The organism is Gordonia sp. PP30, from assembly GCF_023100845.1.
Classification (GTDB): domain Bacteria; phylum Actinomycetota; class Actinomycetes; order Mycobacteriales; family Mycobacteriaceae; genus Gordonia.
In genome coordinates this window covers 959,598-973,920 of sequence record NZ_CP095864.1, presented here as the reverse complement: position 1 = coordinate 973,920, position 14,323 = coordinate 959,598, and the positions used below count along the sequence as shown (strand labels likewise).

At 69.3% G+C, this 14,323-nt stretch carries 14 protein-coding genes and 1 pseudogene; 5 read left to right on the top strand and 10 right to left on the bottom strand.

What is annotated here, in order from left to right:
* Positions 1–83 precede the first annotated feature (83 nt).
* Complete coding sequence (locus MYK68_RS04490; RefSeq protein ID WP_247866514.1) at positions 84–977, bottom strand: UTP--glucose-1-phosphate uridylyltransferase; 894 nt, start codon at positions 975–977, stop codon at positions 84–86.
* A gap of 80 nt (positions 978–1,057) precedes the next feature.
* On the opposite strand from MYK68_RS04490, the gene MYK68_RS04485 reads away from it, so the two are divergent.
* Positions 1,058–1,645 (top strand): 5-formyltetrahydrofolate cyclo-ligase, encoded by a 588-nt coding sequence (locus MYK68_RS04485; protein WP_247866513.1) that lies wholly within the window; start codon positions 1,058–1,060, stop codon positions 1,643–1,645.
* 102 nt (positions 1,646–1,747) lie between these two features.
* Here MYK68_RS04485 and MYK68_RS04480 read toward each other — a convergent pair whose 3' ends face one another.
* Both MYK68_RS04480 and nhaA read right to left on the bottom strand, forming a co-directional pair.
* A complete protein-coding gene (locus MYK68_RS04480; protein ID WP_247866512.1) occupies positions 1,748–2,050 on the bottom strand; it encodes an FmdB family zinc ribbon protein in 303 nt (100 codons plus the stop codon).
* Between the two features lie 87 nt (positions 2,051–2,137).
* Complete coding sequence (nhaA, locus tag MYK68_RS04475; protein WP_247866511.1) at positions 2,138–3,361, bottom strand: Na+/H+ antiporter NhaA; 1,224 nt, start codon at positions 3,359–3,361, stop codon at positions 2,138–2,140.
* A 79-nt stretch (positions 3,362–3,440) separates the two neighbouring features.
* Here nhaA and MYK68_RS04470 point away from each other — a divergent pair, with 79 nt between their 5' ends.
* The 3 genes and pseudogenes from MYK68_RS04470 to MYK68_RS04460 all read left to right on the top strand — a co-directional run bounded on the left by MYK68_RS04470 (position 3,441) and on the right by MYK68_RS04460 (position 5,308).
* Positions 3,441–4,046: an SAF domain-containing protein gene (locus tag MYK68_RS04470; RefSeq protein WP_247866510.1), complete on the top strand. Its 606-nt coding sequence runs from the start codon at positions 3,441–3,443 to the stop codon at positions 4,044–4,046.
* A 14-nt stretch (positions 4,047–4,060) separates the two neighbouring features.
* Positions 4,061–4,579, top strand: a pseudogene (gene mscL / locus MYK68_RS04465) (large conductance mechanosensitive channel protein MscL); the annotation flags it as partial.
* A 51-nt stretch (positions 4,580–4,630) separates the two neighbouring features.
* Positions 4,631–5,308, top strand: coding sequence for a biliverdin-producing heme oxygenase (locus MYK68_RS04460; protein ID WP_247866509.1), 678 nt, complete (start codon positions 4,631–4,633; stop codon positions 5,306–5,308).
* 430 nt (positions 5,309–5,738) lie between these two features.
* Here MYK68_RS04460 and MYK68_RS04455 read toward each other — a convergent pair whose 3' ends face one another.
* A complete protein-coding gene (locus MYK68_RS04455) occupies positions 5,739–6,101 on the bottom strand; it encodes a hypothetical protein (RefSeq protein WP_247866508.1) in 363 nt (120 codons plus the stop codon).
* Between the two features lie 226 nt (positions 6,102–6,327).
* Here MYK68_RS04455 and MYK68_RS04450 point away from each other — a divergent pair, with 226 nt between their 5' ends.
* On the top strand, positions 6,328–7,968 hold the full coding sequence (locus tag MYK68_RS04450; RefSeq protein ID WP_247866507.1) for a DUF222 domain-containing protein: 1,641 nt from the start codon (positions 6,328–6,330) through the stop codon (positions 7,966–7,968).
* Positions 7,969–8,167: 199 nt separating this feature from the next.
* Here MYK68_RS04450 and MYK68_RS04445 read toward each other — a convergent pair whose 3' ends face one another.
* The 6 genes from MYK68_RS04445 to MYK68_RS04420 form a co-directional block, all read right to left on the bottom strand.
* The gene (locus tag MYK68_RS04445) at positions 8,168–8,845 is read right to left on the bottom strand and encodes an MspA family porin (RefSeq protein ID WP_247866506.1); all 678 of its coding nucleotides are present in this window, start codon (positions 8,843–8,845) and stop codon (positions 8,168–8,170) included.
* 3 nt (positions 8,846–8,848) lie between these two features.
* A complete protein-coding gene (locus tag MYK68_RS04440) occupies positions 8,849–9,511 on the bottom strand; it encodes an MspA family porin (protein WP_247866505.1) in 663 nt (220 codons plus the stop codon).
* A 29-nt stretch (positions 9,512–9,540) separates the two neighbouring features.
* Positions 9,541–10,158 carry an MspA family porin gene (locus MYK68_RS04435; RefSeq protein ID WP_247866504.1) on the bottom strand — a complete coding sequence of 206 codons (618 nt, stop codon included), beginning with the start codon at positions 10,156–10,158 and terminating at the stop codon, positions 9,541–9,543.
* Positions 10,159–10,545: 387 nt separating this feature from the next.
* Complete coding sequence (locus MYK68_RS04430) at positions 10,546–11,082, bottom strand: MogA/MoaB family molybdenum cofactor biosynthesis protein (protein WP_247866503.1); 537 nt, start codon at positions 11,080–11,082, stop codon at positions 10,546–10,548.
* Between the two features lie 19 nt (positions 11,083–11,101).
* Positions 11,102–12,526, bottom strand: coding sequence for a S1C family serine protease (locus MYK68_RS04425; RefSeq protein WP_247866502.1), 1,425 nt, complete (start codon positions 12,524–12,526; stop codon positions 11,102–11,104).
* A 333-nt stretch (positions 12,527–12,859) separates the two neighbouring features.
* Positions 12,860–14,278, bottom strand: a complete 1,419-nt coding sequence (locus MYK68_RS04420; protein WP_247867921.1) for a HAMP domain-containing sensor histidine kinase — start codon at positions 14,276–14,278, stop codon at positions 12,860–12,862.
* Between the last annotated feature and the right edge of the window lie 45 nt (positions 14,279–14,323).

Below are 14,323 nucleotides of genomic sequence, written 5' to 3'. Positions count from 1 at the left end.
TCACCGTCGCTGGCTCCGAGGTTAATCAACGGACGACGCGCCCGACGGCAGGCGCGCGGGGTTTCGGCGAGCTCAAGCGGTGGCTACTGCGAGAGCCGCTGCTCCAGCCACTCGCGCAACTCGGGGCCGTAGTCGTCGCGGTCGAGCGCGAAGTCGACGGCGGCCTTCAGATACCCGCCGGGGTTGCCCAGGTCGTGCCGGGTGCCCTCGTGCACCACGACGTGCACCGGCTCGCCCTTCGCGATGAGCAGCGCGATCGCGTCGGTCAGCTGCAGTTCCCCACCCGCACCGGGAGTGATCTCCCGCAACGCGTCGAAGATCTTACGGTCCAGGATGTAGCGGCCGGCGGCAGCCAGGTTCGACGGTGCATCGGCGGCGGCGGGCTTCTCGACCATCCCCTTGACCCGTTTGACGTTCGGCGTCACCGGATCGGCCTCCTCGACGTCGAACACGCCGTAGGAGCTGATGGCGTCGGGCCCGACCTCGATGGCGCAGAGCACGCTGCCGCCGTAGCGGGCACGCGTCTCCGCCATGCGCGTCAGGACCCCGCCGGGCAGCACCAGATCGTCGGGCAGCAAGACGGCGATGGCGTCCTCGTCGGCGCGGAGTTCGGGCTCTACGCACCCGACGGCGTGGCCGAGGCCGAGCGGCTTGTCCTGGACCACCGAGGCCACCTGGAGCAACGAGGGCGCGTTGCGGACCTTGGCGAGCATGGCCTGTTTGCCGCGCGAGGAGAGGGTGTGCTCGAGCACCAGGTCTTCGACGAAGTGCGCCACCACGCCGTCCTTGCCGGGCGAGGTGATGATGAGCAGCCGCTCGGCTCCGGCCGACTTGGCCTCCTCGGCGACCAGCTCGATCCCCGGGGTGTCGACCACGGGCAGCAATTCCTTGGGCACCGTCTTGGTGGCCGGCAGGAATCGGGTTCCGAGACCGGCCGCGGGCACCACCGCGGTGTGGGGGATTTTCGACTGCGACATGAGCCTCACCTTACTGGCGGGTTCTGGCAGGATCGGACACGAGTCCTGGACGAACACTGAGATTCCGAACGGTGAGAGTGATGCCCGCAGACAAGAACGACCTCCGTGCCGGCCTGCTCGCCGCCCGCGCGGCGATGAGCCCGTTCGCCGAATCGCAGGCCATCGGCGACCTGGCCGAATGGATGTACGCGCTGCCCGTCGAACTGGCCGAGGGCGACACCGTCGCCGCCTATGTCGCCACCCGGCGCGAGCCCGGCGGCACCCCGATGCTCGACGCTCTGGCCGACCGTGGGCTGCGGGTGATCCTGCCGATCGTGCCCGAGGGACCGCCGCAGCGACTGGAGTGGGGTGTCTATCGCGGCGAACGGCACCTCGGCGAGGGTCGCTGGAATCTGTTGGAGCCCAACGGAATGCGCCTCGATCCGGACACGCTGGTCGACGCGAAGCTGATCCTGGTGCCCGCGGTGGCCGCCGACCGGCGCGGCGTGCGGCTGGGCCGCGGCGCCGGCTACTACGACCGGACGCTCGCCGGGATGCCCGGCGCGATCGTGGCGGTGGTGCACGACGGCGAGCTGGTGGAGCACGACCTGCCGGAGGACCCGACCGACGTCCGCGCGCACTGGATCCTCACCCCGTCGAGGGGTTTCGTTCCCGCCACGGCCGGCTGAGCCCGCAGCACCAGCCCGCCCCGCCGGTCCGAGCCCGCAGCACCAGCCCGTTGAGCCGGTCCGAGCCCCCTGGGGCGAGGACCGTGTCGAAACGCCCCGACGCTAGGAGGCGGCGCTGGTGGTCGACGTCGTCGACGACGAGGTGCCCGGCGACGAAGAGCTCGACGACGAGCTCTCGGACGAAGAACTGCTCGACGACGAGTTGGACGACCCCGACGGCACCGAGCCCTTGCGGGAGTCGGTGCGGTAGAAGCCGCTGCCCTTGAAGACCACGCCGACCGAGTTGAACAGCTTGCGGAGCTTGCCCTGACACTGCGGGCACGTGGTCAGCGCATCGTCGGAGAACGACTGCTGGACGTCGAACTTGTTGTCGCAGTCGGTGCATGCGTAGCTGTAGGTGGGCACGAATACCTCCGAGAAATCAGGTAAAGATCGGTGTTCAGTGTAACCCGCATTGGCACTCGATCATTCCGAGTGCCAATCGGGGTGCGATCATTCGATCGCGCGGGTGTCCGTGTCGGGCACACCGTCGCGATTCATGTCCGCGCTGCGGGCCCGGCCCGCATCCCAGCGCAGCAGCGCGCCGCCCAGGACGGCGGCGAGCAACGACCCGACCAGGATGCCCACCTTGGCCGCGGCGGTGTGCCCGCCTGCGGACTCGTCCGGGAACGACAGCTCGGCGATCAGCAGGGCGACGGTGAAACCGATGCCGCAGAGGAAACCGATCGGCAGCAGGTCGCGCAGGCCGATCGCATCGGGCAGGCGCAGCGGCGTGAACCGGGTGACCAGCCAGGTGGTGCCGAGGACGCCGGCCACCTTCCCCACCACCAGGCCCACGACCACGCCGACGCTCACCGGCTGCACGATGTGTCCGACCCCGACCACGGTCACCCCGGCCGCGGCGAACGCGAACAGCGGCAGTGCCACGCCCGACGACCACGGCGTCAGCGCGTGCGCCCCGACGATCGCCCGCGGCAGCGCCTCGCCGTGCCGCGCGACCGCCGGGACGGTGAACCCGAGCAGTACCCCGGCCACGGTGGAGTGCACCCCGGAGGCGTGCACCAGGCCCCACGTCAGGACCGCGATCGGCACCAGCAGCCACCAGTACAGGCGGCGGGCCCGCACCAGCAGGCCGAAGACGACGACGCAGCCGAGCGCCGCGAGAAGCAGTGGCAGGTCGATGTGCTCGGTGTAGACGGTGGCGATCACGGCGATGCCGAGCAGGTCGTCGACCACGGCCAGGGTCATCAGGAACACGCGCAGCGCGATCGGCAGCCCGCGCCCGCAGATCGCCAGCACCGCGAGCGCGAAGGCGATGTCGGTGGCCGACGGAATGGCCCAGCCGCCGACGGCGTCGCCGTCGAACGGGCCGACGATCGCCGCGTAGCAGAGCGCGGGCACCACCATGCCGCCGACCGCGGCGGCGACCGGGACCCCGGCGCGGCGCGGATTGCGCAGGCTGCCGGCCACGAATTCGTGCTTGAGTTCCATCCCGACGATGAAGAAGAACAGGGCCAGCAGGCCGTCGGCGGCCCACTCCCCGAGCGTCAGCCGCAGGTGCAGCGACGACGGCCCCACCTCGGTCTCCAACAGGGAGTGATAGGCCGCTCGCCAGGGCGAATTGGCCCAGACGAGGGCGATCACGGCGGCGATCACCAGCAGGACGCCGCCGCTGACATCACGGGAGATCCAGCTCGAAAGTCGTCCCTGCACCATGTGGACATCTTCGCATCCACTCGTACGGGCCTGTGGACAGCCGGTCGCAGGCGGCGGCGATCGGTGTCAGCGTCGAAGCATGAGAACTCCGATCACCACCGGTTCGCTGTCCCGGGTCCGCGCGGCCACCGTCCGCCGGGCGATCGCCGTCGTCTGCGTACTGGCGGCGGCCGCACTGTTCGTCGCCCGGCCGGCCGACGGACGGGATCGGACCGTCGTCGTCGCGGCGCGGGATCTGCGGCCGGGCGTCGTGCTGTCCGACGATGACCTGCGCGTCACCCGCGTCCCCCGGGACGTCGCGCTCGGCGCACTGCATGAGAAACGGGAGGCCACCGGCTCGCGGCTGACCGGTGCCGTCGCCGCGGGCGAAGCCCTCACCGCGACGCGGCTGCTCGGCTCCCGGCTGCCGTCGGCGGTGACCGGAGATCCGCGGGCACGACTGGTTCCCGTCCGTCCGGCCGACGCCGCGGTGACCGGGCTGCTGCGGTCCGGGGACGTCGTGGACGTGCTCGATGAGGACGCCCACCTGCTCGCGGCCGGGGCCGTGGTGGCCGTGCCCGCGGCCCCGCCGCGATCGGCCGTCGCCGCCGCGGATGCGCCGGTGCTGCTCGCGATGGGCGAGGACGCGGCGCACCGGGTGGCCGCCGCCGGGCTGGCTAACGCCCTGACGCTGGTGATTCACTGAGTTACACTCGACCCGTGCTCAAGGGTTTCAAGGAATTCATCCTCCGCGGCAACGTCGTCGAACTGGCCACCGCCGTCATCATCGGCGCCGCGTTCACCGCGATCGTGACCGCGTTCACCGACAAGATCATCAGCCCGCTGCTGGCCGCGATCCCCACCGGCCAGGACTGTGGCCAGACGATGGCCACCGGCGCCGACAAGGCGCAGGCCGCCGCCGTCCAGGTCTGTGGCCTGACCTATCAGCTGGTCGACAACTCGCCGTCCACGGTGATGGACTTCGGAGCCGTGATCGCCGCGTTCATCAACTTCCTGATCGTCGCTGCGGTGGTCTACTTCCTGATCATCGTGCCGTACAACAAGCTCAACGAGCTGGCGGCCGCCCGCCGCTCGGCGTCGGCCGAGGAAGAGGCCGAGCAGACCGAGGTCGGCCTGCTCACCGAGATCCGCGACCTGCTCGGCGCGAACCGCCCGGCCGCCCCCGCACCGGCACCCGGCCTGCCCGATCCGGCCGCCGGCCAGTACCCGCCGGAAGGGCCGCGCCACTCGCTCTGACCCCCGCGATCAGCACAGGGTACCCTTAGTGCCATGACCACGACCCCGCTGGAACCCGCCGAGCTGGCCGGACTCACCCTGTCCGCCGCGATGAAGCAGGGTTCGGCCATCGAGCACGATGAGGCCGAGCACTCGGCGTTCATGGATCAGCTGCTCGGCGGACACGTCAATCGGACCGGCTACGCCGACTACCTGCGAGCACTCCGCCCGGTGTACGCGACGCTGGAACGGCTGGGCCGTGAGCTCACCGACGATCCCGTCGCCGGCCCGGTGATCGACGCCGGACTGGAACGACTGGCCGCGATCGACGCGGACCTGGACTACTGGGCACCGGGCGAGTCGCACGAGACCGATTCCGCGGCGGCCAACGCGTACGCCGCCACCATCGCGGCCAGCGCCGCCTGGGGCGGGCAGTACCTGGCCCACCACTACACCCGTTATCTGGGCGATCTCTCCGGCGGCCAGGCGGTCGGCAAGATCCTGGACCGGGCCTTCGGGCTCGACGGCGCCGGCCTCGCCTTCTACGACTTCGCCGAGATCGGCAAGAGCAAGCCGTACAAGGACGAGTACCGGGTGAAGCTCGACGCGATCGGCGCGACACTCACCGACGAGCAACGGCTCACCGTGGTCGACGAGGTCCGCCGGGCCTTCCGCCTGAACCACGACGTCTTCACCGAACTCAGCGGAAACCTGGACCGCTACCGCCGCTGATCGAGGTCGTTTCGACACGGTTCGTCACGAAGTTCATCCTGAGCTTGCCGAAGGGTTCCTCACCGGCGGGCGGGCCGCCTATGCCGCTGAGCCGTGTCGAGACGCCCCCGCACCCCCACACCGCCGTCTCGCAACGCCCCCGCCGCCCCCACACACCGCCGTCTCGCAACGCCCCCGCCGCCCCCACACACCGCCGTCTCGAAACGCCCCCGCCTCGCCCGTTGAGCCGGGCGAGGCGCTAGCCGAGCCCGTGTCGAAACGCCTCGCACAACCCGTTGGAGCCGGGCGAAACACCTCGCACAGCCCGTGCCGAAACGCCCCGCACAGCCCGTTGAGCCGGGCGAAACACCTCGCACAGCCCGTGCCGAAACGCCCCGCACAGCCCGTTGAGCCGGGCGAGGCGCTAGCCGAGCCCGTGTCGAAACGCGCCCTAGTCAAGCCCGCCCCCGGCGAAGAACCGCTCCAGCCGCGCCGCGTACGGCGCAGGATCCAGCCCCTCATCCACCAGCCAGTCCGCGCAGTAGTACTTATTCACATAGCGATCACCGGAATCACACAGAAGAGCCACCACACTCCCGGTACGACCCGCATCCCGCAACTCGCCCACGATCCGGTACGCCGCCCACAACCCGGTCCCGGTCGACGCACCAGCACGCCGGCCGGTCACCGCCTCCAAATGGGCGATCGCCGCGACAGCAGCGGCATCGGGCACCGACACCATCCGGTCGACCACCGCCAGCAAGAAGCTGGGCTCCACCCGCTGACGACCGATCCCCTCGATCCGCGAACCCACCACCGTCCTCACACCAGGATCACCGTCACGCCAGGCCGGGAAGAACGCCGAGTTCTCCGGATCCGCCCGCCCCACGCCGATCGAGCGGAGTCGAGATCAGGCTCCGCCACCACCGGACTCCACCCGTTCGAACACTTGCACATCACGGTGGTAAGGCGTAGTTTGAAGGCAGAATTCGAACGTATGAGCGATTTCTATCGGAAGCTCAGCAGGGGGGTGAGGGTCGATGTATTTCGGTGATGACACACCGGTCGGGCTCGACGACGCCGGTGCCGTCCCGCTCACCCCCGATCAGCTGGAAACCGCGGCCGGTGTGTCTCTTCCGGATGATCCGATGTTGTTGTGGCAGATCGTCGACACGGCGATGGCAGTGCTCGGTGACACGCCGCTGGCGTCTGGGTCGGTGCGGCAGGTCGCCGATATGGCCGAGATCTCCGAACGGGTCCGGCGCCGCCACGACGGGCTCTCCGCCGGCCTGTATGCCGAGTGCAATGACCGCTCGGTCGATCGCGCCACCGGGTATCTGACGATGATCAGCTACCTCGCTTACGGGCACCGCCTCGGGCTGGGTCAGGCCCGGGCCCGCACCGCCCTGGCCAATCGCCTCGCCCATCGGACGGCTTTGACCGGCGAGACACTGGATCCGGTGATGCCCGCGGCCGCCGTGGCTGTCGCCGACGGCCTGATCAGTGCCCGGCACGTGGAGGTGATCTCCGCGGTCCTGGCGAAGATCCCCGAATGCCTCGGCCCGCAGGTGATTGCCGATGCCGAGGAGCGTCTGGTCCAGGCGGCGAAAGACCTCAACCCCAAGGATCTGGCCCGCGTGGGAGCGCATCTGCTGGCGTATCTGAACCCCGATGGGGACTACACCGATCCTGAGGATCGGCAACGCCAGCGGGATCTGACCGTATACGGCCAGGACGACGACCTGATGTCGGAGATCGACGGACACCTGACCCCGTCCGCGCGCGCCAAGCTGGACCTCATCCTCACCACGTGGGCCGCCCCGGGGGTCAACAACCCCGCCGATCCCGATTCCCCGCACCCGGCCGGCGACGAACCCGACGCCGACGCTCTGGCCGCCGCCCGGGAACGCGACACCCGCGCCCCCGGGCAACGCCGTCACGACGCCTTCGAGGCGGCCCTCGACTTCGTGATCGCCCACGGGGGCCTGGGCAAGCCCGGCACCATCTCCACCGATCTGGTGATCACCGTGTCCGACGCCGACCTCGCCCGTCACGCTGGGATCGCCCAGTCCGCCACCGGCACCCTCATCCCGGTCAGCGACCTGATCGAACTCGCCTCCCGGAACCAGGCGCGGCCGTACCTGGCCGTCTTCCGCGACCACACCAGCCAGCCGCTCTACCTCGGGCGTGGACGGCGCTCCGCCTCCAAGGCACAACGGCTCATGCTGTTCGCCCGCGATCGCGGCTGCACCGCACCGGCCTGCGACATGCCCTTCGCCCGCACCGAAGCCCACCACTCACCCCGCTGGGAAAACGACGGACGCACCGACATCGACGCCCTCGGCGCCGCATGCGGTGGCCACAACCGCGCCGAAGGTCCACTGCCTGGTCACTGGACCACCGACATCCTGCATACCGGTCGCGACGCCGGACGCATGGTGTGGCGGCCCACCGGCGCCCGTCGCCCCTGGAATCTCAATCCGCTGCACCATCCACAGCGACTCGCCGAACAGATCGCCGACCGCGTCCACGGGCCACCACACCCACCCGGCACCCCCGCCACCCACGATGCGGTACGGCGCAACGACTCCCGCTCGATCATCGAAAAGGAACTCGAACCCCGACTCGGACTCACGCGACTCTGGGCCGACCCGGAGAACCCGGCCGACCACGCCGCCTGACCACTCGGCGACATGGCCCTCGCCCTGCGGGGACTCGGGGGTGGCGCCGGCTACCGCCGGCTGAGCCGCGCCGAGCCCGCAAGGGCGAGGCGAGAGCTACCGCCGGACCGGCAAGGCGGGGAACACCTCGGACGACGATATGGCTCGGGCCCCGTCTCACGAAGAGACGGGGCCCGAACCGGGTATCGCGGAGAAGCGGTCAGCCGAGGCTGAACGGCGCTCCAAACAACGTGATGTTGCCCTTGTAGTCGTCCGACGAGACCTGAACGTTCACGAGGGCCCGCGCCTGTGCGAAACCGGCACAGCCGTCGACGCCGAAACGCTCCTGGCTGTAGGCGACGCCGCCGCGGGGATCCTTGAAGGTGAAGCTGTTGACCGTGGTGCCGTCGATCGTGGTCTTGATGATGGGCACGAACATCGCCTGGCCGGGTCCGATCGCGAATCCGCCGTTGATGTTCGTCTTGCTCGTCTTGGTATCGATCAGTTCGGTGATGCTGGTGACACCATTGGTGAGCTGATCAGTGGTGATCCCGCCCTTGCCTTTGGCACCCATGTTGGCGCCGAAGTTGAGCTGGCATCCGATCAGATAGCCCGTAGTGACAGTCCCACCTTCGACTGCACCCTTCGTGGTCACCTTGACCTTGCCGGAAACCCATACCTCGCGGCTCAGCGGGGTATTGGTCACGGCGCGTTGAACGGTGTAGCTCTCATCGAACAGCCGGATGCCGACGCTGCCGCCGGGAACCTTCTTGCTCAGGTGGGCACCCGGAAGCCGTGCGGCATCCGCCGCGCCGACACCGGCAACGAGGGAGGCCACGGCTACCCCGGCCGTCGCGAGAACGGCGGCCACTCGGGCGGTGCGCTTGCGTACGATCATGGCTTATCCGAGACTAAAGGGCTTGCCGTACATGGTGATGTTGCCCTTAAAGGTGTCGGTGGCAACCCGGACAGTCACCTTGGCCATGCCCTCGGCGTGCCCAGCGCAGCCGTCCACGCCGAAGCGCTCCTGGCTGTACGCCACGCCGCCGCGCGCCTGATTGAAGTTGAAGCTGTTGACATCATTGCCGTTGATCGAGGTCTTGATGATCGGCACATACGCGGCCTTGCCTGGCGACAGCTCGAAGCCGCCGTTGACGCCGGGCACGTTGTCCGAATTCCAGCCAGGCTTAGCGTCCTGCGCCGCCAAGGGGCCGAATGGAACATCGTACTGTCCGCTACCACCGACGCTGGCGCCGAAGTTGAGCTGGCACCCGATGAGGTAGCCGACGTTGATGTTACCGCCCTTGACGCCGCCCTTGGTGGTAACGGCGACCTTGCCGGAGACCCAGACTTCACGAGAGGTCGGGACGTTGGTCACGGCGCGCTCGATGCGGGCCGACTCGTCGTAGAGCCGCATGGTGATGCTGCCCTCGTCGAAGCTGCGGGTCTTGGTGGCGCCCGGGAGCTTCTGGGCGTCCGCGACGCCAGCGGTACCGGTGACGGCGACCAGCGCGGCCCCGGCCACGGCGGCCACGGTCACCACGCGCTTGTTCAGGTTCTTCATGTGTCAGGTCCTTTTCGCGAATGGTCGGGTCAGCCCAGGCTGAACGGGGCGCCGTACAGGGTGGTCTGGACGAAGCCGCTGTCGCCGGAGAGCTGATCGTCGTCGGTCGACATGCCCTCGGCCGCCATCACGCGTACCACCGAGCGGGCAGAGGCGTAGCCACCGCACTGCTCGACGTTGATGTAGAAGTTGTCGACCATCAGGGTGGCCTTGCCCTTCTTGATGCTCATCGCGTCCGAGTTGATGAACGCGACCTGGCCCGGAGTCAGCGGGACAGAGACCGAACCACTCAGCGAGCCGCCCGCGAGGCCGATCGACCCCGACAGCCCGCCCTGCAGCCCGGTGATGTCGACCTGGCAGCCGACGAGGTAACCGACGGTCATGTGACCTGCACCCTTGCTCAGAGTCGCCTTGTAGGTGCCGGAGACGGCCGCAGCGCGGCCCGCACCGTTGTTCGCGACCGACGGCATGATGCGCGAGTGCTCACCCGTGCGCTTGATGGTGACCTTCTGGCCGTCGATACCGGTGGAGCTCTTGAAGCCGTTCGGCAGGGCCGAGGCCTCGCCCGCACCGGACAGGATGCCTGCGGCACCGACTGCGGCGATCGCACCGGCGATCACGCTATTGCGCATTAGGTTCTTGCGCATATCTGATTCTCCTCGTTCGGGGAAAGTGTCTACTGAGAAGCGCCCCCGGGTAAGAGTTCCCTGAGTGACACCCGTCGCGAGAACGGTAACCGATGCGAGGCACCCGCCGCCATCGGATCAACGAGGCACTTTGTTACTTCCAGGTATCAGACGATGAACGGCGCATTGCGTGCGATTTGCGGTCATATTGCGTTTTATTTATAGGCCCTGGCCAGGCACTACTCGTAGTGAGGGGGCCGGTTTTGGTCGAACCAGTGACGATCGCGCGCAGTGTGAGGAGTGTCACCATCCTTGGTGACCTGATCCGGAAGCAGATCCCCAAAAATCTCTTCGAGCCGTCGCTTGCGGCGCCACTCAGGTTCGTCCAAGGAATAGTCCCTGGGTGCGTCAGAATTCACTGATCTGATCGATGATGTAGTGCGACAGCGGAATCAGGGTGGCCATCCCGTCGCGGACGGCGGCGCGCGAGTTGGCGAGGTTCACCACCAGGGTCTGGCCGGAGATCCCCGCCATGCCACGGGACAGGCCACCGTCGGTGGCGCCGGCCGACAGCCCGGACGCCCGCAGCGCCTCCTCGATACCGCGCAGCCGACGATCGAGCACCGGCTCGGTGGCCTCCGGCGTCACGTCGCGGGCACGCACACCCACGCCGCCGACCGAGACCACCAGATCAACGCCGCCGATCACCGCGGTATTCAGCGCGTTGCGGATCTCCACCTCGTCCTCGGAGACGGTCACCGTCGCGTCGACGTGGTACTCCCCCTCTTCGAGGAGTTCGCACACCAGCGGGCCGAGCCGGCCGGCATCGCCCTCGTCGTCGACCACGACGACCAGCGCACGGAGCAGTGCCTCCGCCGGAATACTGTCGGCAGCCAGCGCGGCGGCGTCGGCCTCGAACTCGTCGATGTCGGGTGCGTCGATCATGGTCATCTCCTCGCAGGTGTCAGGACGATCCGAGTTTCACCGTAGCGGTCTGCTGACGGCCCCGGTCGGTGTAGGTGATCTTCACCGTGTCACCGGGCGCATGCGACCGGATCGAAGCCACCAGCGCCTCCGACGACGGGATCTTGCGGTCGTCGACGGCGGTGATCAACGCGCCCTCCGGGATACCGGCCTGTGCGGCGGAACCGCCGCGGACGACGCTTGCGACCAGCGCGCCCGGCTGGGTTGCGTCGGTGCTGGGCCGCACGTTGACGCCGAGGCTGGCGCGCGTCACCTTCTCCCCCTTGATCAGCTGGTTGGCCACGCGCATCGCCTGGTCGATCGGGATGGCGAAACCGAGACCGATGGAGCCGGAGGAGCCCTCCGAAGCGCCCAGCGTGGCGATCGCGGTGTTGATACCGATCAGCGCGCCGGAGGCGTTGACCAGCGCACCACCGGAGTTGCCCGGATTGATGGCGGCGTCGGTCTGGATCGCGTCGATCACCGATTCGGTGGAACCGTCGGCGCCCGAGGTGGACACCGGACGGTTGAGCGCGCTGATGATGCCGGTGGTGACCGTGCCCTCCAGGCCGAGCGGCGAGCCGATCGCGATCACGTCCTGGCCGACCGACAGGTTGTCGGACGTGCCGATGGGAATCGGGGTGAGGCCGGTCTTCTCGGTCTTGATGACGGCGATGTCCGACGTCGGGTCGGTGCCGATCACGCGGGCCTTGGACACGGTGCCGTCGCTGAAGCTGACCAGCACCTCCTGCGCGGGGGTGCTGCCGCCCGCCGAGACCACGTGGTTGTTGGTCAGGATGGTGCCGTCGGAGTTGAGGACGACGCCGGAACCCGAGCCCGATTCGCGGCCCACCGTCACCAGGATGGACACCACGGCAGGCAGGGTCCGCGCGGCGACGTCCTGCACGGAACCCGGCTTGGCCGGGGGCTGCGTGGTGACGCGGGCACTCGGCGACCCGGCCGCGACGACGTCGGTGGAGCTCGAGGAGGTCGAGTCCCGGGTCGCCACGACGCCGATGACGCCGCCGACCACACCGGCGACCAACGCCAGGATCGCGATCAACGCGATCCACAGCGGGCCGCGGCCACGGCCGCCGCCGTTCGACGACGGCCCGCCCGTGCCCGGTGGTGCGGGCGGCGGCCCGGCGGGCGGCTGCGCGACGCCGAAAGCGCCGGTGCCGTAGGGCTCCTGGCCGTAAGGGCTGCTGGTGCCCTGAGTGCCTGGGCCATAGGTGCCCGGGCCGTACGGGAGGGTGGGCTGCGGGCCGGTCATGGGCGGCGGGGGCGCGGCCGCTCCGGGAACGTTCTCGTAGGGGGTGAACGGTCTCGACTCGGCGTGACCGTCATGCAGGTCCGCTCGAGAATCGGGTGCATAGGGATTCGGATCATGCGGCGTCTGCGCGTCGCTGGGTCCCCGGTCTGTCATGCGCACCACCCTAAGACACTTTCCTGTGAGGTAGCTCGGTGGTTCCTGTCATCGGACTCGGTGTCGTGGGTTGGGCTTCGACACGCTCTACGCCTGGCGGTGGTTCCTGAGCGAAGTCGAAGGGCTTGACCGGCTCAACCAGCCGGCGGCGGCCCGGTGGGCTCCTGGGACTGGTGGGCGATTCGACTCGCCACCTCGCCCTATCGGGCTCGGCGGCGGCTCAACGGGCTGGTGATGGGCTCGGCGGCGGCTCAACGGGCTGGTGATGGGCTCGGCGGCGGCTCAACGGGCTGGTGATGGGCTCGGCGGTAACCGCAGCGGCATGACAAGGTACTACCGCGGGACCAGCACAGGGTCGGGTTCGGTGTGGATGGGCAGGCCGGGGAAGGTCATGCGGATCAGGGCGCCGCCCTGTTCGGACTGCTCCGCCCGCACCCGGCCACCGAGGCGCTCCACCACCTGCCGCACGATCGCCAGGCCCAGGCCGGAGCCCGGCATGGACCGGGTCGACGCCGCTCGGTAGAAACGCTCGAACACCAGCTCGCGATCCTCCGGCGGGATGCCCGGACCCGCGTCGGCGACGGTCAGTTCGGCGGTCTCCGGGCCGGTCTGGCGCAGCCGGACCTGCACCGCGCGGCCGGGCGGACTCCACTTCGCGGCGTTGTCGAGCACGTTCAGCACCGCCCGGGAGAGCCCGCTGACCTCGCCGAAGACGAACCACGACTGGGTCGACACCTCGAAGTCGACGTCGGTGCGGCGTCGTCGTACCCGGACCAGGCACTCGTCGATGATCTCCTCGAGGTCGCACTCCTCGAAGACCGCGTCGTGGGAGTCCTCGCGGGCCAGGTCGACCAGGTCGCCCACCAGCGTCGACAACTCCTCGATCTGGGCGACGACATCCGAGCGCAGCTCGATCATGTCGGCGGCGGGCACCGGCGGCGCGCCCGGTTCGGACGCGGCGATCAGCAGTTCCAGGTTGGTGCGCAGCGAGGTGAGCGGCGTCTTGAGTTCGTGGCCGGCGTCGGCGACCAGCCGCGCCTGTTTGTCCCGCGACTCCGCCACCGCGGCCAGCATCGCGTTGAACGCCTCGGTGAGACGGGCCAGCTCGTCGCGCCCGACCACCGGCATCGGCCGTAGATCCTGCGTTCGCGCGACCCGTTCGGCGGCCTCGGTGAGCCGGGCCACGGGTCTCAATCCGCCGCGAGCGACGACGGTGCCGGCCACCACCGCGAAGACGACGCCGATCCCGCCGGCCACGAACAGCACCGAGGCGAGTCGCCGCAGGATGGCGTCGGTGTGGTCCAGACTCTGGGCCAGCACCAGCGTGGTGCCGTCGGACAGCTTGCGGGCGAGCACCCGGTAGTTGCCGACCGTGCGCAGGCTCTGGTTGAGCTTGCCTGGCGGATTGGTCGAGGCGGCGATCTTGCGTTCGGCCTCCTCGAAGGGGACGTCGCCCACCCCGTACGCGTGCCCGTCCGGCTGCACCAGCGCGATGGTGATGTTGGTGGAGAAGACGGTGCCGGCGAGCAGCCGCTTGGGGTCGGCCGCGAGTTGTCCGGTGGTGGCCAGCGCCGTCATCCCGTCGGCGCGCGCGGTGAGCTGGGTGTCCACGTCCTGATACAGCGCGCGGTAGACGAAGACGTAGGTGGCCCCGGCCATCAGCATCGCGCTGAGCGCCACGACGGCCGCCGCGAGCAGCGCGACGCGGCTGCGGAGCGACACCGAGCGGGTCAGCGGCAGCGGGTCGCGCATGGTGCGCTTGGCCGCGTGCGCGCGGCGGGTCAGGCCGCGCCCGAA

Coding starts and splice junctions, on each gene's coding strand:
- MYK68_RS04490 (WP_247866514.1), bottom strand. CDS start 977: ATGTCGCAGTCGAAAATCCCCCACACCGCGGTGGTGCCCGCGGCCGGT.
- MYK68_RS04485 (WP_247866513.1), top strand. CDS start 1,058: ATGCCCGCAGACAAGAACGACCTCCGTGCCGGCCTGCTCGCCGCCCGC.
- nhaA (WP_247866511.1), bottom strand. CDS start 3,361: ATGGTGCAGGGACGACTTTCGAGCTGGATCTCCCGTGATGTCAGCGGC.
- MYK68_RS04470 (WP_247866510.1), top strand. CDS start 3,441: ATGAGAACTCCGATCACCACCGGTTCGCTGTCCCGGGTCCGCGCGGCC.
- MYK68_RS04460 (WP_247866509.1), top strand. CDS start 4,631: ATGACCACGACCCCGCTGGAACCCGCCGAGCTGGCCGGACTCACCCTG.
- MYK68_RS04450 (WP_247866507.1), top strand. CDS start 6,328: ATGTATTTCGGTGATGACACACCGGTCGGGCTCGACGACGCCGGTGCC.
- MYK68_RS04445 (WP_247866506.1), bottom strand. CDS start 8,845: ATGATCGTACGCAAGCGCACCGCCCGAGTGGCCGCCGTTCTCGCGACG.
- MYK68_RS04440 (WP_247866505.1), bottom strand. CDS start 9,511: ATGAAGAACCTGAACAAGCGCGTGGTGACCGTGGCCGCCGTGGCCGGG.
- MYK68_RS04435 (WP_247866504.1), bottom strand. CDS start 10,158: ATGCGCAAGAACCTAATGCGCAATAGCGTGATCGCCGGTGCGATCGCC.
- MYK68_RS04430 (WP_247866503.1), bottom strand. CDS start 11,082: ATGATCGACGCACCCGACATCGACGAGTTCGAGGCCGACGCCGCCGCG.
- MYK68_RS04425 (WP_247866502.1), bottom strand. CDS start 12,526: ATGACAGACCGGGGACCCAGCGACGCGCAGACGCCGCATGATCCGAAT.
- MYK68_RS04420 (WP_247867921.1), bottom strand. CDS start 14,278: ATGCGCGACCCGCTGCCGCTGACCCGCTCGGTGTCGCTCCGCAGCCGC.